The sequence below is a fragment of the Streptomyces sp. NPDC093801 genome (assembly GCF_040701585.1).
Lineage (GTDB): Bacteria > Actinomycetota > Actinomycetes > Streptomycetales > Streptomycetaceae > Streptomyces.
Genome location: NZ_JBFBDP010000026.1, coordinates 105782 through 123692, shown reverse-complemented (window position 1 = coordinate 123692; position 17911 = coordinate 105782). Strand labels below are relative to the sequence as shown.

Genomic DNA, 17911 nt, shown 5'->3' with positions numbered 1-17911 from the left:
ACACCCTGGGCGATGTCCGGGGACTGGGCGCCGATGGACACCGACACGCCGCAGGAGGCGCCGTCGAAGCCCTTCTTCGAGGAGTCGTAGCCGATGTCGAGGATGGCTCCCCGGACGAGTTCGGCGATCGGCGCGTAGGCCGTGGTGGTGACCTCGCCGGCGATGTGGACCTGGCCGGTGGTGATGAGGGTCTCCACGGCCACGCGCGAGCTGGGGTCCTCGCGCAGCAGCGCGTCGAGGATCGTGTCGCTGATCCGGTCGGCGATCTTGTCGGGGTGGCCCTCGGTCACCGACTCGGAGGTGAAGAGCCGCTTGCTCATGCCTTCACCCCGGCGGCGAAGAAGTGGGTGGCGATGGCGTCGAGGGTGCGGATCTCGTCGACCTCGAGGGTCTCCATCTGGATCGCACGGCCGCTGTGCTGTTCGAGCAGGAAGACGAACTCGACGAAGGACAGGGAGTCGATCAGCCGGTTCTCGATGAGGTCCAGGTCGCCGGCGATGTCGTCCAGCTCCTCGTGGCGGGCGAGGAGCCAGTTCTTCACGAGCTGCAGGCCTTCGGACATGGTGTGTCTCCTTGGAGTGCTGTGTACGGGATGGGGGGTGCCGGCGGACCCGGCGGCCGGATCCGGGGATCCGGGTGGTGCGGACGGTCCCGGAAGGCCGGGCTCCAGGAGCGGGGCGGCGACCGCCACCGCGTAGTCCACGTCGTGGCTGATGGTCACGGTGATGCCGGCGATGCCGGAGTCGGCGGCCATGCCGGCGGCGGCCCCGCGCAGTTCCACGAGGGGCCAGCCGCCGTCGGAGCGCCGTACGACGATGTCCCGCCAGGGCAGGACCACGGCCCCGACGCGGAGGGTCTTGAAGGCCGCCTCCTTGGCCGCGATCCTTCCGCACAGGCTCAGGACGTCGAGCCGGGCGGAGGTGTGACAGTCGGCGAGTTCGCCGGGGGTGAGCATGCGCTGGAAGAAGTCCTCGCCGTATGCGGCGAGCAGCCGGCGGACACGGTTGACGGACACGATGTCCATGCCGAGGTTCGCCCAGCCCAGGCCGCCCGCCGGCGGGGCGACGGGTCGGGTCTGCACGTCAGATCGCCGGCCCCGCCGCGTTCGCGCTCAGGACGGCGGCGGTCGCCGCGCCCCAGCTGCCGTGGCGGCGGGTGAGCGCGGACAGCCAGCGCTCCAGGCCGAAGGCGACGCAGCTGGTGAAGGCCGGTCCCGCGCCGGAGGCGAGGGGGATGTCGCAGCGGTCGCCGAAGAAGTTGCGGTGGGTGTTGACCGAGGCGATCGCGAGGTCCTCGAAGAGGAACTCGTGCTTGACCGGGGTCAGGCGCTGGAGGACCGCCTTGGAGCTGCCCTTGTCGAAGAAGGGGTCGCAGGCGGCCTCCCTGCGCAGCGGCAGGTCCAGGGCCTCGGCGAAGGCGTGGATGCGCCGGGTGAAGCGGGCGAGGTGCTCCTCGGCGTGCTCCCGGGTGCCGATGGCGACGATCTCGCGCATGCGGAAGCCGAGCTGGCGGCGCAGGCCCTCGTAGTGCTGTTCCTTGCGGAAGCACCAGCCGACCACGGTGACGAGTTCGTCGTCGGCGGCCGGGCGGCCCTGGTGGTCGATGTAGACCGCGTAGCAGGACGCCGAGGGCAGTCCGAGGGCGGCCGGCTCCAGCGCGTCGCAGGGGAAGCAGCCGGTGTCGGTACAGAACTCGCTGGTCTCCCGGACGTCCAGGTTCAGCGGGGCGGCGACGACGGCCTGGTGCGGGAAGTTGTCGTAGTAGTCGAGCCGGGCCAGGTCGGCGGCCGGCAGCAGCGGGGGCATGGTCATCGGACGGGCCCCCGCGTGCACCCCCCAGCTCTCGAAGGTGTCGTCGAGGAGCCGGAGGAGGGCGGTGCCCTCGGGGCCAAGCGACGGCAGGCCCCGGGTGTCTGGGGTGGTGGTGGTCTGGACGGTCGTGACGCTCATGGGGGTGTCACCTCTCGGACGGCGGTGGGCCCTCTCAGACGACGGGCAGGACGTCGTCCGTGAAGATCCCGGTCTTCAGGAAGAAGCCGAGCGGCTTGCGGATGGCCTTGCGCTCGTGGGGGCGGCGCCGCTCGTCGGCGACGAGGGCGTTGCGCAGGCCGACCGGGTCGGCGATGCCGGCGTCGCGGTACACGTGGGGGTTGTAGAGCGAGTTGACGCTGTAGACCACGTAGCGCTTGAGGTAGGCCTCGACCTCGGCGACGCGGGCGGCGGGGACGGCCTCCTTCATGCGGGTGAAGAGGAGGGAGACCAGCTCGCGGCCGAAGGCGATGTGGCGGGACTCGTCCTGGTGGTGGATGCGGTTGACCTCGCGGATGGTGTGGCACAGCGACTCGTCGCGCGCCATCCGCGTGTTGTAGTGGTCGACCAGCTCCTCGAAGAACAGGATCCGGGAGAAGACGAGGAAGTTCTCCACCTCCGGCTCCCAGGCGGAGTCGGCGCGCAGGGCGGTGGAGCCGTAGATCTTGTCGCCGTAGCGGCGGCAGAACTCGGCGAAGAACCACATGTGCTCGTTCTCCTCACCGATGAAGTGGTGGAAGAAGTCCGAGGGCACCTCGAAGCCGGGCATGTGGATGCGGCCGACGACCTCGATGAGCAGCTCGCGGATGCCGTGCACGTTGAGGCTGTAGAAGTTGATGCTCTCCCACTTCGAGAGGCGCTGGAGGGTCTCCTCGCCGAGCTCGTCGTAGAAGGGGGTCCCGTAGACGGTGAGCAGCTCGGGGGTCATCCACATGCGGCCCTCGTCGAGCTTCTCGGGCCAGTCGAACTGCTGGTACGGGTTGTAGTACTCCTCGATGGAGCGGGAGCTCAGGCGCTCCAGGACTTCCAGGAACCGGTCGTTGACCGGCAGGGGGGCGCTGACGCCCATGGTGACTCCTCGGGTGGTGGTGAAGGCGGGGGCGTGCGGGCCCCGGGGCCGGCGGGGCCGGGCGCTACGGGCGGACCTCGTAGACGGCGTTGACCGGGGTCTCGGTCGCGCGGCGCCAGCGGGTGAAGCCGGCTTCCTCGGCGATGGCGCGGAAGGCCTTCTCGCCGGAGTGGTTGCCGAGTGCGTGGGGGCCGTGCTGGGCCACGGCGACGGGCAGGCACATCACGGCGGAGAGCGCCATGAACATGCGGGCGGCCGGGGTCTGGGTGTCGATGTCCTCGGGCGAGACGTTCGACTCGACGAGCATCCAGGTGCCCTCGGCGTCCAGGGACTTGTGGACGTGCCGGGCGGCGGAGACCGGGTCTCCCATGTCGTGCAGGGCGTTGAAGAAGGTGACCAGGTCGTAGCCGCTGCCGGGGTAGTCGTCGGCGGAGGCGACGTCGAAGACGACGCGGTCCGAGAGGCCGGCCTCGTCGGCGAGCCGGCGGGCGATGGCGATGGCCTCTTCGGAGTAGTCGAAGCCGTGGACGGTCGCCTGCGGGAAGGCCTTGGCGATGAGCAGGGTGGTGTGGCCGACGCCGCAGCCGACGTCCGCGACGGTGCCGCCCGCGGCCAGCTTCCCGGTGACGCCGGTGAGGGAGGGCAGCCAGTCGGGGACGAGGCGGTGCTCGTAGGTGGGCTGGAAGAAGCTGCCCATGCCGGTGTCGAGCGCCGCGTCGTGCTCGGCCCAGCCGACGCCGTCGCCGCTGCGGTAGGCGTCGACGAGGAGGTCCTCGGTGCCGTAGAGGGCCTTGAGGGCGGTGAAGAAGCCGGCGGCGAAGGTGATGGCGTTCGGGTCGGCCAGCACCGGGACGTGGTCGGCGGGCAGGGTGTAGGTGCCGGCGCTCGGGTGGCGCTCGACGTACCCGGCGCTGAGCTGGGCGTGCAGCCACTCCTCCGCGTAGCGGGTGTCGATCCCGGTGCGCTCGGCGAGCGCGGCCGGGGTGAGCGGGCCCGCCTCGGCCAGGGCGCGGTAGAGGCCGAGGCGTTCGCCGAGGGCGACGGTGAGGCCGCGTACGGCGGCGCCGGCGTCGCTGATGACGCGCTGGTGGAACTCGTGGGTGGCGCTCATGCCGCTCTCACCTCGGTGGTCGGGAGGTCGCAGGTGAACAGGAAGGACCGCGGGACGCGCGGGACGCTGCGCGCGGGGACGGGGTAGGGCCAGCGGCCGAAGTCGGCTCCGTCCTCGCCGGGCTGGCGGACCTCGCGGATGTCCCAGCCGCATTCGGCCAGGAGCTGCTCGGGGGTCTCGGTGCCGAACAGCCAGGGGTTGCCGTCCTCTTCCAGGCACTTCAGGAAGGGGCGGGAGAGCGGGTTCTCCAGCGCCGACCTGCTGATGACGTCGCCGAGCAGGACCGAGCCGGGCGCGGAGTGCCCGGCCAGGGTGGAGATCAGGTTGCGGACGGCGGCCTCGGGGAGGAAGAACAGGAGGCCCTCGACGACCCACAGCACGGGCTCGTCGGGACGCCAGCCGGCCTCCTCGAGGGGGCCCGTCCAGTCCTGGGTGAGGTCCACGGGGACGGCGACGCGGGTGCGGCCGGCCGGCTGCGGTTCGCCGGCCAGCATCTCGGCCTTCGCCTCCAGCAGGGCGGGGCGGTCGAGTTCGTAGACGCTCACGCCGTCGGGCCAGGGCAGCCGGTAGAAGCGGGTGTCCATGCCGGCGGCGAGGAACACGACCTGGCGGATGCCGTGCTCCTGGACGGTCCGGACGATCTGCCGGTCCAGGTAGGTGGTGCGGATCGCGAGGAACGGCACGGTGCCGGCTCCGGCGTAGCGCTCCAGGAGTTCGAAGCCGATGGTGTCGGCGACGGTGCGCGCGTACGGATCGGCGAACAGCCGGTCCTCGCGGTCGGTTTCCAGGGCCCGCGCTGCGGCGGTCCACTGGGCGGTGCGGGATACGGCCTCCACGGGAGGACTCCCTTCACTTCGGCGGACGGGGGTGGGGCGGGCGCGGGGCGGGGCGGCCCCCGCCGGCCGGGTCAGGCCAGGGAGGCGGCGCGGACGACCGGGTCCTCCGCGGCGCAGGGGTGCGCGGCGGTGCATTCGGCGGGCCGGCGCTGGAAGATGCTGTGCAGGACCATGCTGAAGACGACGTTCCCGTCGGCGTCGGACAGCGTGCACTTGGGCTGGACGACGCCGGTGGCCGGGTTGAACGGCGAGGGGCGCGAGCCGAGGATCTCGACGCGCGCCGTGAGCACGTCGCCGGGACGGACGGGCCGCAGGTAGCGGATCTCGTCGACGCCCGGCGAGCCGGTACAGGCGCTGTAGGCGAGCAGTCCGTCGACGTAGCGGCGCATGAACATCGAGGCGCTGTGCCAGCCGCTGGCGATGAGGCCTCCGAACGGGCCCTGTCCGGCGAGCTCCGGGTCGGTGTGGAAGGGCTGCGGGTCGAAGCGCCTGCCGAACTCCAGCACCTCCTCCGTCGTGACGGTGATGGTCCCCAGCTCGTGGACGTCGCCGGTCCTGAAGTCCTCGAAATAGCGCATCACGCGCCCCCCTTGACGTAGAGGAGTGGTTTTCTCTGGCGTGAACCAATCTACGAATCGGGCGCTTATTTTGTCAACCCAAAAGAAGACCGCAGTGCCTGTTCAACGTCCTGCCAGAGGTCCTCCGGGTCCTCGATCCCGACCGACATCCGCACCAGCCCCGGACCGATGCCGGCGCGCGCCAACGCGGCCCCGTCCAACTCCCGGTGGGACGTGCTGGCAGGGTGCGTGACCAGCGTCTCCACCCCGCCGAGGGACAGCGCGAGCCGTGCCAGGCGGACGCCCTCGACGAAGGCGCGGCCCGCCTCCCGGCCGCCGTGCAGCTCGAAGGAGAGCAGCCCGCCCCCACCGGAGAGCACCTTGCGGGCCATGGCGTACGAGGGGTGCGTTCCCAGCCACGGCCAGTGGACGGCCGCCACCGCGGGATGGGCTGCCAGCCGCTGCGCGAGCAGGCCCGCGTTGGCGCAGTGCTCGCGCATCCGCAGCGGCAGCGTGGCGATCCCGCGCAGGGTCAGCCAGACCGCGAAGGGGTCGGCGCTGGCGCCGAGTTCGACCGTGCGCGGCCAGACCTCCCGGCGCAGCGCGTCGTCCGCGAAGACGGCCGCGCCGCCCAGGACGTCGGAGTGCCCGGCGAGGTACTTGGTGGTGGAGTGGAGCACGATGTCGGCGCCGTGTTCGAGGGGCCGGCACAGGACGGGCGAGGCCAGGGAGTTGTCCACGGCGCTGAGCACCCCCAGGCGCCGGGCCGCCGCCAGCAGGCCGGGCAGGTCGGGCACCTGGCCGGTGGGGTTGGCGATGGTCTCCAGGACGAGCAGCCGGGTGCGCGGGTGCACGAGCGCCTCGAACTCCCGCACGTCGTCACCGCCGATGTGGTCGACCGTGATCCCGTAACGCTCCGCCAGGTCGCTCAGCGCCGCGTAGGTGCCCCCGTAGAGGCAGCGCTGCGCCACGACCCGGTCGCCCGGGCGCAGCAGGGCGAGCAGCACCCCGCTGATGGCCCCCATCCCGGAGGCGAAGGCGATGGCCGAGGCCCCGCCCTCCAGGCCGGCGAGGGTGCGCTCCAGGGCGCGCACGGTGGGGTTGCCGCGGCGGCTGTAGACGTAGTCCCCGTCGGGTCCGGCCATGGCCTGCGCCAGTGCGTCGGCGGAGTCGAAGGCGAAGGCGGAGGACTGGACGAGCGGCACGGACAGCGGCCGGCTCGCGGGGACTTCGAGCTCGTGGGCCACGTGCACGGCCCGGGTGCGGATGTCCTTCATCGGGATCTGCCTTTCTCGTGCGGGTACGGAAAAGGGGCCGCCCGACGTCCGGGGAGGACGTCGGGCGACCCCTGGGGCGAGCGCGGGGCGTCCCCGTACGTCAGACCCCCGCCGTCTGGCTGCGCGACGCCGGGGCGTCCGCGGCCGGGGCCGCCGCGGCGGCGGCGACGGCCTTGTCGCCCTTCATGGCGACGAGCGTGATCAGCGCGCCGGCGGCCGCGATGGCGGCGGCGGTGATGAAGGCGGAGCTGAACCCGTCGGTGAGGGCGGGCAGGTTGCCCAGCTCGCCGGCGCCCTGGGTGGTGGCCAGGGCGGTCAGCGCGGCCAGGCCGAGGGCGGAGCCCACGTTGTAGGTGGTGTTGACGATGCCGGAGGCCAGGCCGGCCTGCTCCTGCGGGGCGCCGGACATCGAGGCGATCATCGCCGGGATGTAGGCGAGCGCCATGCCGAGCGCGGCGACGAGCGAGGCGGGCAGGACGTCGACCAGGAAGGTGCCGGTCGGCTCGACGGCGGAGAGCCAGACCAGGCCGAGGGCGAGGGCGAACAGGCCGCCGACGATCAGCGGCTTCGCCCCGAAGCGGCCCATGAGGCGGGCGGTGATGGCCGTCATGAAGATCATCAGCAGGACGGTCATCGGGAGCAGGGCCGCACCGGAGGCGAAGGCGCCGTAGCCGAGCACCTGCTGGAGGTACAGGTTGAGGAAGTACCACATCGGGATCCAGGCGGCGCCGAGCAGGGTCATGGCGAGGTTGCCGGAGCCCAGGCGCGGGATCCGCCACACCCCGAGCGGCATGAGCGGCTCGCGGATCGCCTTCTGGATCACGAAGAAGAGGACGAGGAGGACGACGGCGCCGACCAGTTCCAGCACGGTGGCGGTGGAGCCCCAGCCGACCTCGGGGGCGCGGACGACGGCGAAGACGGCGAGCGCGAGCCCGGCGGTGACGGCGATGGCGCCGAGGACGTCCACGGAGCCCCGGCGGGACCGGACGGCGGGCAGCAGCTTCGTCATGGCGAGGGTGGCCACGCCGATGGGGACGTAGATGATGAAGCACCACGGCCAGCTCACCCACTCGGTGAACACGCCGCCGAGGAAGACGCCGGCGGTGCCGCCGGCGGGCGCGGCGGCGCCGTAGAGGGCCATCGCCTTGCCGAGCTCCTTCGGATCGTGCCCGAAGAGCATCATCAGGAGGGTCATGGCCGAGGGCGCGATCAGCGCGCCGCCGACACCCTGGACGGCCCGGCCGGCGATCTCCACCGAGGCGCTCTGCGCCGCCGCGGCGAGCACCGAGCCCACGATCATGACGACCCAGCCGGTGGCGAAGATCTTGCGCGCCCCGAACAGGTCGGAGAGCCGCCCGCCGAGCAGCAGTAATCCGCCGAAGACGATGACGTAGGCGTTGAAGACCCACTGGAGCTCGCCCTGGGAGAAGCCCAGGTCCTTCTGCATCTCGGGGAGCGCCACCCCGATGATCGAGGTGTCCATGATGACCATGAACTGAGCGGCGGCAAGCACGCCAAGTGCCCACCAGCGCCGGGGATTGACGGTTGACATTGCCCTGGCCCTTCCTCTGTCACATACCCCCAGGGGGTACCTTCGCGATGCAAGTTAGCATACCCATGGGGGGTATGTAAGCCTGCGGTCGGAGGCTCGAGCGGGACTCGAAGCCGGGGGCCGGCGCCCCGTCACCCGCCCGGCCGTACCCGGGCGCGGGCACGCGGCGCCGGCCCCGGCGGCGGGATATCAAGGACCGTGAAGGTGAGCGCGCGCACCCGCCGGTCGCCTCGCGGCCCTGAGGAGCGCGCCCCATGGAGTTCGAGGTCAACGGTGTTCCGCGCACGGCGGACGTGGACGACGACCCGGCCGCCGTGGAGGTGCTGCGGGACCGGCTCGGCCTCACCGGCACCAAGCTGGTCTGCGCCGGCGGGGTCTGCGGGGCCTGCACCGTCCAGGTCGACGGCGAGCCCCGGGTCTCCTGCCTGACCCCGGCCGCCCTGCTGGCGGGACGGCGGGTGACCACGGCGGAGGGCCTGGCCGGCCACCCGGTGGCCCGCGCCTTCGCCGGCCGGGACGCCCTCCAGTGCGGCTACTGCACCCCGGGGTTCGTCGTCGAGGCGGCGGCGTTCCACGACCGGTGGCGCGCCGGGCACGGGCGCACCCCGCCCGGGCGCGAGCGGATCGCCGAGGCCCTGGCGGGCCACCTCTGCCGCTGCGGCGCCTACGAGGGGATCCTCGCCGCGGTGGACGCGGCCTGCGCGGGGGCGTACGACGGGGAGCCGGACCCCTCGGCCGCGCCCCCGCGCGCGGAGGCCCCGGAGAAGGCGGGCGGCACGGCCCTCTACACCACCGACCTGCGCCCCGAGGGGCTGCTGGAGGGGGCGCTCGTCCGCTCCCCGCACGCGCACGCCCTCGTCCGCTCCCTCGACGCCGGGGACCTCCCGCTGGTGCGGCTGCTGCCGCCCGACGGGGTGGTCCGCTACGTCGGCCAGCCCGTCGCCGCCGTCGCCGCGCCGACCCGTGCGCAGGCGCGGGCCGCCGCCGCGACGGTGGTCGTGGACTACGAGGTCCGGCCGGCGGCGCTCGACGTACGACGGGCCCGGACCGGCGGCGGCCCGCTGGTCTACGCCGACAGGGCGGAGCGCAAGCGGGCGCCCAACTCCGGCGAGGGCGGCCTCGGGCTGCCCGCCAGGTGGGAGGGCAACCGGCGGGGCCCGGTGAGCATGAACAAACGCGGCGGCGAGGCCGTGCGCAGGATCCTCAAGGCCCGCGCCCAGTCCCCCGAGCGGGTGGTCGAGGGGCTGTACACCACCGCCGCCCAGAGCCACACCCCGCTCGAACCCCACGCCGCCCTGGCCCACTGGACCGACGGCGCCCTCCGGCTGGAGGTGTCCACGCAGTCCGTCCAGCGCGTGGCCCGGCTCGCCGCCGCACGCTGGGACCTGCCCCCCGGGCGGGTGGTCGCCAGCGCCCCGCACGTGGGCGGCGGCTTCGGCTCCAAGATGGGGCTGACCACCGACGTCGTCGCCGCCGTCGAACTGTCACGGCTGTACGGCGCCCCCGTCCGCGTGGCGCTCGACCGCGACGAGGAGCTCACCGACGGCGGCTACCGCCCCGCCACCCGGATCCGGCTGGCGATGGCCGCCGACGCGGCCGGGGACCTCTCCGCACTGGCCATCGACGCCGACAGCGACGGCGGGGTCGCCATCGGCGGCTCCGTGGCCGCCCTGGCCCGGTTCGTGTACGGCCGCTCCCCGCGCCGGCTCCGCGACTTCGACACCGTCACCAACCGGCCGCCGGGCGCCCCCTTCCGCGGCCCGGGCGGCCCGCCGCTGTGCTGGGCGCTGGAGCAGGCCGTCGACGAGATGGCCCACCGGCTCGGCCGGGACCCGATCGACCTGCGCCGCCGCTGGGACGGCAACTCCAAGCGCCGCGCCCTGTACGACTGGGCGGCCGCACTGCCCGTCTGGAGCGGGACCCGGCGCGGCGGCACGGGCCGCTACCGGCGCGGCGTCGGCGTCGCCGCCGCCAACTGGCTCTACTTCGTCGACCCGGCCACCGAGGTCGAACTCACCGTCGAGGACGGGCTGGTCGTCGCCCGCTGCGCCGTCCAGGACATGGGCACCGGCGCCCGCAGCGTCCTGCGGCGGGCCGTCGCCGACGGACTCGGCGTTGCAGAGGGCCGGGTCCGTGTCGAGATCGGCCTGAGCGGGCCCGTGCACGGGCCGGTCTCCGGCGGCAGCCGCACCACCCCCTCCCTCGTCCCCGCCGCCCGCGACGCCGCCGACCGGCTGCGCGCCGCGCTCGGCGGCGGCGACGTCGCCTCCCGGCTGGACTCCGCCCACGGCACCCGGGTCACCGGCCGGCGCCCGCGCGACCACCGCGGTTTCGCCCTCCCCTTCACCCTGGGCGGACTGGCGGTCGGCCGCGGATTCACCGGCTCGGTCCAGGTCGCCGAGGTCGAGGTGGACACCCGGCTGGGCACGACCCGGGCGCTGCGCGTGTGGAACGGCATCTCCGCCGGCCGGATCCACGAGGACCGGCTGGCCCGCAACCAGTGCGAGGGCGCGGTCGTCCAGGGCGTCGGCTACGCCCTGTACGAGGAGCGCCGTACCGATCCGGTCACCGGCCGGGTGCTCACCGAGAACCTGGAGGACTACCGGATCCCCGGCATCGGCGACGCCCCCGAGATCACCGTCCACTTCCACCAGGAGGGCTTCGAGCACGTCCCCGGCGGCGGGGTGGGTCTCGGCGAGGTCGCGACCCTGCCCACGGCGGCCGCCCTGGCCAACGCCGTGCACGACGCCACCGGATGGCGCCCGTACGACCTGCCCATCCGCCCCGACCGGCTCCTGGAAGGACTGCGCGCGTGAGCACCGAGCCCGCCCTCACCGACCTGTCGGCCGCCGTACTGGCGCGCGGCGGGGAGCTGCGCGCCGGCGGCACCGACACGACCGCCCGGCAGCGCACCGGCCTCTCCCCGGGCCCGTTCACCGACCTCTCCGGGGTCTCCCACCTGCGGGGCGCCACTGCGCTGCCGGGCGGCGGGCTGCGCGTCGGCGCCCTGACCACCCTCGCCGAACTGGCCGCCGACCCGGTGGTGCGGGACGGCTGGCCGGCCCTGGCGCTCGCCGCGGGGAGCGCGGCCACCCCGCAGGTCCGCGCCGCCGGCACCCTGGGCGGCAACCTGCTCCAGCGCAACCGCTGCTGGTACTACCGCAACCCGCACGTCGGCTGCCTCCAGAAGGGCGGCACCGGGTGCCCCGCCCTCGACGGCGACCACCGCTACGGCGTGGTCGCCGGGGAGGGCCCCTGCATCGCCCCGCACCCCTCCACCCTCGCGGTGGCCCTGCTCGCCTACGACGCCGAGGCCGAGGTGCACGGCGCGTCCCCGCGCCCCGTCGCCGCGCTGTACGGGGACGGCAGCCGGCTGCACGACGCCGACCACCTGCTGCCGCCCGGGCGCGTCCTCACCTCGGTGCGGCTGCCCGCGCCGCTGCCCGGCGAGCGCGCCGCCTGCCGGCGGGCCATCAGCCGGGCCCGCGCCGAGTGGCCCCTGGTCGAGGCCGTCGCCCGGCTCGTGCTCACGGGTTCCACCATCACCCGCGCGGCCGTCGCGGCGGGCGGGGTGGCCCGGGTCCCGCTGCGTCTGCCGGAGGTGGAGGAGGCCCTGACCGGCCGTGAGGCCACCGCCGGGGTCCTCGCCGAAGCGGCGTCGACGGTACTCGGCCGCTGCCGCCCGCTGCCGCACACCGGCTACAAGACCACCCTGTTCCGCGACACCGTCCTGGAGGCCCTGGAACGTGCCGCGGGCCGGGGGCCGCGCCCCGGCGAGCCCGTCACCCCGCCTCCCCCTCCGGGGCCGTGACCCGTTCCAGGTCGGTCATCAGGGAGTCCAGCCAGGAGACCGCCGCGTAGTAGCGTCGGGGAGCGCCGGGCGGCTCCGCCGCGAACCCCCGGTACGCCGGGTCCCGCAGCGGTGCCGGCACGGGCGGGGTGTCCCCGCCCGGGTCCAGGTGCGCCGACACCAGCAGCATCCGTCCGGCCACCCGGTCCCCGAGCCCGCTCAGCCCCTCGGCCGGCTCCGGTCCCAGCGCGGGGGCGGCGGCCGGCGGGGCCCCCTCGGGCGGGGTCGTCAGCCGGTCCGAGCCCCACAGGGTGTGGTGCCCGGCCATCAGGGCCGCCTGCCAGTCGGGCCCGGAAGGGCGCGGGGCGGCGGCGCCGAAGCGCATCGGCTCGCTCTGGTACTGCGCGAACGCGGACTCCGCCATGATCAGCGCGTGCCGCAGCGACCGGTAGCCCCGCCCGGACGCCGCGTCCGCCCCGGTGCCGCCCGCGGCGACCGCGGCGCTGGTCGCGACCACGATCTCGGCGGCCCGGCGCAGCAGGCCCGCCGCCGCCCGGCCCAGCTCGTCGTGCGCGCCCCGCGGCCAGGCGAGCAGTCCGAACACGCCGCCGATCAGGCTCCCGATCAGCACGTCCAGCATCCGCACCCCGGCCAGCTTCCAGGTCGCCGACGCCAGCTGGGCGAACACCATCGCCACGAGGACCGTGAACAGCCCCTGCGCCCACCCCACCCCCTTCACCGGCCCCACCGTGAACGCGAAGAGCATCCACGCCGGCAGCAGGACGGCGTACACGGCCGTGTGCGGACCGACCAGGGTGAGCACGACCGCGGTGAACAGGGCGCCGGCGAAGGTGCCGGCCAGGGCCACCCGGATCGTGCTCCAGGTGTCGCCGACGGTGGTCCGGGTCAGGGAGAGCGTCGCCAGCATGGCCCAGAACCCGTGCGGCAGGGTGTCGAGCCCGGCGACCAGCCGGGCGGCCGCCAGCGCGAGCGCGATCCGCACCGCGTTCTGGAAGAACACCGAACGCCGTCCGGCGTGCCCCTGGATCCGGTGCCACCACAGCAGGGGTGCGGGCGTCCGCGCGTACCAGAACCGGCCCGGCTGGACCCGGTCCGCCGCGGCGCGGCCCCGTACGGCGAGCGCGGCGGCCGTGTCCAGGGTCAGCGCGACGTCCGCCACCTCCAGCACGGCCGCGTCCCGCCGCAGCACGGTGGGGGCGGCGGGCCGGGCGGGGGCGGCCGCCAGCCGGGCGCGGGCCGCGACGAGGTCCTCGTACGCGTCCCCGGACCCGGCGCCGGTGGCCGGCTGCGGCCGCAGCTCGCCGGCGGTGCGTTCGGCGAGCCTGCTCACCCCGTGCAGGACGTCCCCGGCGCCGTCCGGGGGGCCGGCGAGCGCCGCCAGCCTCCCCAGCAGGGCCCGTGCGGCCAGGCCCGTGTGCGTCAGGGCGCGGTCGCGCACTCCGGGGCCCGCCGGCCGGTCGGCCTCGGGCACGTTCAGCGGCCGCAGCGCGGCGCTGTCCTCGCGGGCCCGCCGGGCCGCGGCGCTGGAGAGCGCGTGCTGCGGGCCGGCCAGCTCCCGCGCGCACAGCGCGGCGGTGTCGGCGGCGCGGGCCGCCAGCTCCCGGTAGGACGGGGCCGCCGGCTCGGGGAAGAGGTACCGCTCGGCGAGGACGAGCAGCGCGAGCCCGGCGGTGGTGCCGATCAGCCGCAGCCCGAGCGAGTCCGGATCGTAGGGCGGGAAGGACGGGAGGATGTACAGCAGTTGCAGCCCGGGCCCGGCGCCGGCCGGCCGCGGTCCGCCCACGGCGGCGAAGGTCAGCGCGAAGCCGATGACGAGCATCCCGGCGACCGCGCTCCAGGTGCGCACCGACAGGAAGGTGCCCACCACGACCAGCAGCCAGCACACCGGGACCAGCCGCAGCACCGTGGCGGCCCGCTGCGGCCCCGTGCCGGGGATGCGCGAGAGCCCGGCGAGGGCCACCGCGGAGAACAGCGCGTACGTGGCGGCCACGGACGAGCCGAAGCCGTAGAGGAACAGGTAGAACCCGGCGGCACTGACCAGAGCCACCCGCACCGCCCGCACCCCGGAGGCCTCGTAGGCCGCCGGGAGCCACCGTCCGGGCACACCACCCATCCCCCCAGCATCACCCTCCTCCCGCCCCTCGGCACCACGAACCGGTCAGGGCGCGGCCAGCCGCCACAGCGGGGGGACGTGGCGCACCGGACCGGCCGTGCGCAGTCCGGCCAGCAGGATCCGGGCCTGCGGGCCGGTCAGGTCCAGGTCCTCGGTGATCCGGCGGGTGGTGGCGTACGCGATCCCCTGCGCGAGGGCGTCCCGCTCCCAGGCGGCGAAGCGGTCCGTGAGGGAGGCGGCGTCCGGGGCCGGGCGGTGCGGGGCGGGCCGGGGCCCGGGGGGCCGCTCCGGGTGGGCGGCGCGGTGGCGTTCGCGGGCGATCTCCGAAAAGCCGCACACCGCGCGGGAGGCGTCCTCGGCCTCCTCCAGGGAGGCGCAGCCGGCGAGGGCCCGGGCGAGCGGGCTGAGCGCGAGGACGCGGTCCAGGGTGAGCCGGTGGACCTGGCGGGCCGCGTCGTCGAGGAGGACGGGCCGGGGCGCGTCCCGGGTGCCGCAGACCCCGCGCACCCCGCGGGCGGCCGCGACCAGCAGGGCGCCGGCCTCGGAGGGGTGCCAGTCGAAGACGCCGGAGACGGTCTCCGTGTGCGCGGCGTCGAGGGCGAAGGCGGGCTCGCCGAGCCGGGGCAGCAGGTCGGGCAGGGGCACCTCGTTGTCGAGGCCGGGGCCGGCGACGTGGACCGTGGTGGGCAGGCCCGTGGCGGCGCAGGCGGCGGCGGCGAGGGCGTCGCCGAGCGGGCTGCGCAGGGTGGGCTCGTCCCCGCGGGCGACGATGTCGCCGCCCACGTCCACGAGGTCGATCCGGTCGGCCCGGCACCAGCGGGCGGCGGCCTCGATCTGGCGGGCCAGGCCGCGCGTGCCCCCGTACGGGTCGAGCAGGCCCAGGCGCGGCCGCAGGTCGCGGGCCAGCCGCGGGAGCAGGGAGCCGGCCGGGGCGACCGGGGCGGTGGCCGGGGTGACCAGGGCGACGCCGGGCGCGACCGGTTCGGTACCGGTGAAGTCGGTGGCGCGGCGGGGGCCCGGTACGGGGTCGACGACCAGGCGCTCCCAGGCGTAGGTCAGGACGAGGGCCGGGGCGTCCGCGCCGTACAGGGCGGCGTGGAGCAGGGCCGCCGTGATCGGGTCGCCCCCGCCGCCGGCGGCGATGAGAAGTCTCTTCATACCGGGAACGGAACCGCAGCCAGGCACGGAATGCACCGCTCCACCAAAAAGTACATATGAAGCTCTACATACTGAAACCCATTTTATGGGAATTGCACTACAGAAATGAGCCCGGGCCGACCCTAGGGTGACGAACTGTCACGAACAGTGATGTGGCCGGTTCTTGAAAGAAAGTCAATTCCTGTCATGACCAGACCTGTTCCGCTGCCCATGCCCACCGTCCCCGCGGTTCCCGCCGCCTCCGGCGGGCCGGGCACCCCGTACGAGCAGTACGTGTACGCCTACCCGCACCAGAAGGCGTACCGCCTGCTGGAGGACGGTCCGTTGCTCGACGAGCTGTGGGCCCGGGAGCGCCTCGACGCCCTCTCCCTCTACGTGCACGTCCCCTTCTGCGAGATGCGCTGCGGGTTCTGCAACCTCTTCACCCGCACCGGTGCCCCCGAGGAGGTCACCGGCGCCTTCCTCGACACCCTGGAGCGGCAGGCCCGCGTCACCCGGGAGGCGCTGGAGGCCAAGGGCGAGCCCGTCCGCTTCACCCTCGCCGCCTTCGGCGGCGGCACCCCGACCTACCTGACGGCGGACGAGCTCACCCGCCTGTGCGACATCGGCGAGAAGGTCATGGGCGCCGACCTGAAGGCGGCCTCCTGGTCGGTGGAGACCTCGCCCGCCACCGCCACGGCCGACCGGATCGCCGTCCTCTCCGAGCGCGGGGCGACCCGGGTGAGCATCGGGGTGCAGAGCTTCATCGACGAGGAGGCGCGGGCGGCGGTGCGCCCGCAGAAGCGCGAGGAGGTCGAGGCCTCGCTCGCCCGCCTCAAGGCGGCGGACTTCCCCGCCCTCAACATCGACCTCATCTACGGCATAGACGGCCAGACCGAACGCACCTTCAAGGTCTCCCTGGACGCCGCCCTCGCCTGGGAGCCCGAGGAGGTCTACCTGTACCCGCTGTACGTCCGCCCGCTCACGGGGCTGAGCACCCGGCACGCCAAGACCCCCGACGCGTGGGACGACCAGCGGCTGCGGCTCTACCGCTACGGCCGCGACCGCCTCCTCTCCTCCGGCTACGAGCAGACCTCGATGCGGGTCTTCCGGCGGATCGGCACGGCCGCCGTGGACGACGCCGACGGCAGCAGCATCAGCGAGTACAACCAGCAGGCCGGCATGGTCGGACTGGGCGTCGGCGCCCGCTCGTTCACCACCGGACTGCACTACACCACCGACTACGCGGTGGCGGTACCGGAGGTGCGGCGCATCATCGACGACTACATCGCCACCCCGACCGAGCGGTTCCGCCGGGCGCAGTGGGCGTTCCGGATGGACGAGGGCGAGCGCCGCCGGATGTACGTGCTCCAGCACCTGCTGGAGTCCACGGGCCTGCGCCCCGCGGCGTACGAGCGGCTGTTCGCCACCCGCTTCGAGGACGACTTCGGCCCGCAGCTGGACGCCCTGCTGGAGCGGCGCTGGCTGCGGGAGCGGGACGGGGCGCTGGCGCTGACCCCGGAGGGCATGGCGTGGGCCGACGCCGTGGGTCCGATGTTCTTCTCGGACCGCGTGCACGCGAACATGCGCACCTATCAGGACCGCTAGACGGTCCGGGGCTCCGGCTCCGGCTCCGGCTCCGGCTCGGGCTCGGGCTCCGGCTCCGGCACGGTGCGCGTGCCGGGCCCGGGCCGCGGCCGGCGGCCCTGCGGCAGGGAGACGAGCACCAGCCCGAGCAGCAGCAGCGCCGCGCCGGCGGCCGCGGACGGCCCCGGCCGCTCGCCCAGCACCGCCACCCCGAGCACCGTGGCGACCAGCGGCTCGGTCAGGCTCAGCGTCCCGGTCGTGGCGGCGGCGAGCCGCCCGACGCCCCGGGTGAACAGCAGGTAGCCCAGGGCGGTGGTGCCCAGTCCGAGCCAGCCGATCAGGGCCGCCGAGCGGGCGGTGGCCAGGCCCTCCGGCGCCACCAGCAGGTACGGGGAGACCAGCAGCCCCGCGCACAGCACGCTCACGGGGGCCGCGGCGCCGAGGTCCGCGCCGCGCGCCCCCAGTTCCTTCGTGGCGGCGATGTACACGCCGAAACTCGCCCCCGCCACCACGCCGAAGAGCACCCCCGGCAGGTCCGCGGCGCCCCCGCTGCCGGGCAGCAGCATCAGCCCGACCCCGGCCACGGCGCAGCCGCTCCCCCACAGCCCGCGGGGGGTCGGCCGCTCACCGGAGAGCACCCGGGCGCACAGGCCGCCGGCCACGGGCACCGTCCCGAAGGTGACGGCCGTCGCGAGGGCCGCCCCGCCGCGCTCGACGGCCTGGAGGAAGCACACCTGGAAGGCCGCCGTGACCAGCACGCCCACCCCGAGCCACCGCCCCACCCCGGGCCGGCGCAGCGTGCGCAGCCCGGCCGGACGCACCGTCAGCAGGCTGAGCACCAGACCGCCCAGCAGCATCCGGCAGGCCCCGAGGGCCACGGGGTGCACCCCCGTGTCCGCCCAGATCTGGGCGGGCCCCACCGTCCCCCACAGCACCGCCGCCGCCAGTACGGACGCCACCGCTCCCATCACGACCCCCTCCACCGCGTTCCGGTCGTGGCGAAGCTATCGGGGCGGGACCGGGGAGACCTACTGGCCGAAACCCTGAGATTCC

General features: G+C 74.7%; 15 protein-coding genes. 3 read left to right on the top strand and 12 right to left on the bottom strand.

What is annotated here, in order from left to right; all coding sequences use genetic code 11:
- From AB0469_RS28400 to AB0469_RS28360, 9 genes are all read right to left on the bottom strand, one after another.
- The coding region (locus AB0469_RS28400; RefSeq protein ID WP_366454292.1) for an S-adenosylmethionine synthetase N-terminal domain-containing protein at positions 1-320 on the bottom strand (320 nt) is incomplete at its 3' end.
- Positions 317-1081: a holo-ACP synthase gene (gene acpS / locus AB0469_RS28395; protein ID WP_366454291.1), complete on the bottom strand. Its 765-nt coding sequence runs from the start codon at positions 1079-1081 to the stop codon at positions 317-319. The genes acpS and AB0469_RS28400, both read right to left, overlap by 4 nt.
- A gap of 1 nt (position 1082) precedes the next feature.
- On the bottom strand, positions 1083-1949 hold the full coding sequence (locus AB0469_RS28390; RefSeq protein ID WP_366454290.1) for a hypothetical protein: 867 nt from the start codon (positions 1947-1949) through the stop codon (positions 1083-1085).
- Positions 1950-1983: 34 nt separating this feature from the next.
- On the bottom strand, positions 1984-2877 hold the full coding sequence (locus AB0469_RS28385; protein ID WP_042816542.1) for a diiron oxygenase: 894 nt from the start codon (positions 2875-2877) through the stop codon (positions 1984-1986).
- Between the two features lie 64 nt (positions 2878-2941).
- A complete protein-coding gene (locus tag AB0469_RS28380) occupies positions 2942-3988 on the bottom strand; it encodes a class I SAM-dependent methyltransferase (RefSeq protein ID WP_366454289.1) in 1047 nt (348 codons plus the stop codon).
- Entirely contained in the window at positions 3985-4824 is an 840-nt protein-coding gene (locus AB0469_RS28375; protein WP_366454288.1) for an SAM-dependent methyltransferase, read from the bottom strand. The genes AB0469_RS28380 and AB0469_RS28375 overlap by 4 nt, the downstream gene beginning before the upstream one ends.
- Positions 4825-4895: 71 nt before the next feature.
- Positions 4896-5402, bottom strand: coding sequence for a MaoC family dehydratase (locus AB0469_RS28370; RefSeq protein WP_366454287.1), 507 nt, complete (start codon positions 5400-5402; stop codon positions 4896-4898).
- 65 nt (positions 5403-5467) lie between these two features.
- Positions 5468-6658, bottom strand: a complete 1191-nt coding sequence (locus tag AB0469_RS28365) for an aminotransferase class I/II-fold pyridoxal phosphate-dependent enzyme (protein WP_366454286.1) — start codon at positions 6656-6658, stop codon at positions 5468-5470.
- A 100-nt stretch (positions 6659-6758) separates the two neighbouring features.
- On the bottom strand, positions 6759-8210 hold the full coding sequence (locus AB0469_RS28360; RefSeq protein WP_366454285.1) for an MFS transporter: 1452 nt from the start codon (positions 8208-8210) through the stop codon (positions 6759-6761).
- Positions 8211-8464: 254 nt separating this feature from the next.
- Between AB0469_RS28360 and AB0469_RS28355 the strand changes: the two genes are divergently transcribed.
- Together AB0469_RS28355 and AB0469_RS28350 are read left to right on the top strand one after the other, a co-directional pair.
- A complete protein-coding gene (locus AB0469_RS28355; RefSeq protein WP_366454284.1) occupies positions 8465-11026 on the top strand; it encodes a molybdopterin-dependent oxidoreductase in 2562 nt (853 codons plus the stop codon).
- Positions 11023-12021, top strand: a complete 999-nt coding sequence (locus AB0469_RS28350) for an FAD binding domain-containing protein (protein ID WP_366454283.1) — start codon at positions 11023-11025, stop codon at positions 12019-12021. The genes AB0469_RS28355 and AB0469_RS28350 overlap by 4 nt, the downstream gene beginning before the upstream one ends.
- Here the strand turns inward: AB0469_RS28350 and AB0469_RS28345 are convergent.
- The gene (locus tag AB0469_RS28345; protein WP_366454282.1) at positions 11993-14134 is read right to left on the bottom strand and encodes an FUSC family protein; all 2142 of its coding nucleotides are present in this window, start codon (positions 14132-14134) and stop codon (positions 11993-11995) included. The two genes, AB0469_RS28350 and AB0469_RS28345, sit on opposite strands and share 29 nt — an antisense overlap.
- Positions 14135-14179: 45 nt before the next feature.
- The gene (locus tag AB0469_RS28340) at positions 14180-15292 is read right to left on the bottom strand and encodes a DUF1152 domain-containing protein (RefSeq protein WP_366454281.1); all 1113 of its coding nucleotides are present in this window, start codon (positions 15290-15292) and stop codon (positions 14180-14182) included.
- A 210-nt stretch (positions 15293-15502) separates the two neighbouring features.
- Between AB0469_RS28340 and AB0469_RS28335 the strand changes: the two genes are divergently transcribed.
- Entirely contained in the window at positions 15503-16879 is a 1377-nt protein-coding gene (locus AB0469_RS28335) for an STM4012 family radical SAM protein (protein WP_366454302.1), read from the top strand.
- On the opposite strand, the gene AB0469_RS28330 is transcribed toward AB0469_RS28335, so the two are convergent.
- Positions 16876-17826 (bottom strand): DMT family transporter, encoded by a 951-nt coding sequence (locus tag AB0469_RS28330; protein ID WP_366454301.1) that lies wholly within the window; start codon positions 17824-17826, stop codon positions 16876-16878. The two genes, AB0469_RS28335 and AB0469_RS28330, sit on opposite strands and share 4 nt — an antisense overlap.
- Positions 17827-17911 lie beyond the last annotated feature (85 nt).

Coding starts and splice junctions, on each gene's coding strand:
- AB0469_RS28335 (WP_366454302.1), top strand. CDS start 15,503: ATGCCCACCGTCCCCGCGGTTCCCGCCGCCTCCGGCGGGCCGGGCACC.
- AB0469_RS28360 (WP_366454285.1), bottom strand. CDS start 8,210: ATGTCAACCGTCAATCCCCGGCGCTGGTGGGCACTTGGCGTGCTTGCC.
- AB0469_RS28380 (WP_366454289.1), bottom strand. CDS start 3,988: ATGAGCGCCACCCACGAGTTCCACCAGCGCGTCATCAGCGACGCCGGC.
- AB0469_RS28390 (WP_366454290.1), bottom strand. CDS start 1,949: ATGAGCGTCACGACCGTCCAGACCACCACCACCCCAGACACCCGGGGC.
- AB0469_RS28345 (WP_366454282.1), bottom strand. CDS start 14,134: ATGGGTGGTGTGCCCGGACGGTGGCTCCCGGCGGCCTACGAGGCCTCC.
- AB0469_RS28340 (WP_366454281.1), bottom strand. CDS start 15,292: ATGAAGAGACTTCTCATCGCCGCCGGCGGCGGGGGCGACCCGATCACG.
- AB0469_RS28370 (WP_366454287.1), bottom strand. CDS start 5,402: ATGCGCTATTTCGAGGACTTCAGGACCGGCGACGTCCACGAGCTGGGG.
- AB0469_RS28330 (WP_366454301.1), bottom strand. CDS start 17,826: ATGGGAGCGGTGGCGTCCGTACTGGCGGCGGCGGTGCTGTGGGGGACG.
- AB0469_RS28365 (WP_366454286.1), bottom strand. CDS start 6,658: ATGAAGGACATCCGCACCCGGGCCGTGCACGTGGCCCACGAGCTCGAA.
- AB0469_RS28355 (WP_366454284.1), top strand. CDS start 8,465: ATGGAGTTCGAGGTCAACGGTGTTCCGCGCACGGCGGACGTGGACGAC.
- AB0469_RS28385 (WP_042816542.1), bottom strand. CDS start 2,877: ATGGGCGTCAGCGCCCCCCTGCCGGTCAACGACCGGTTCCTGGAAGTC.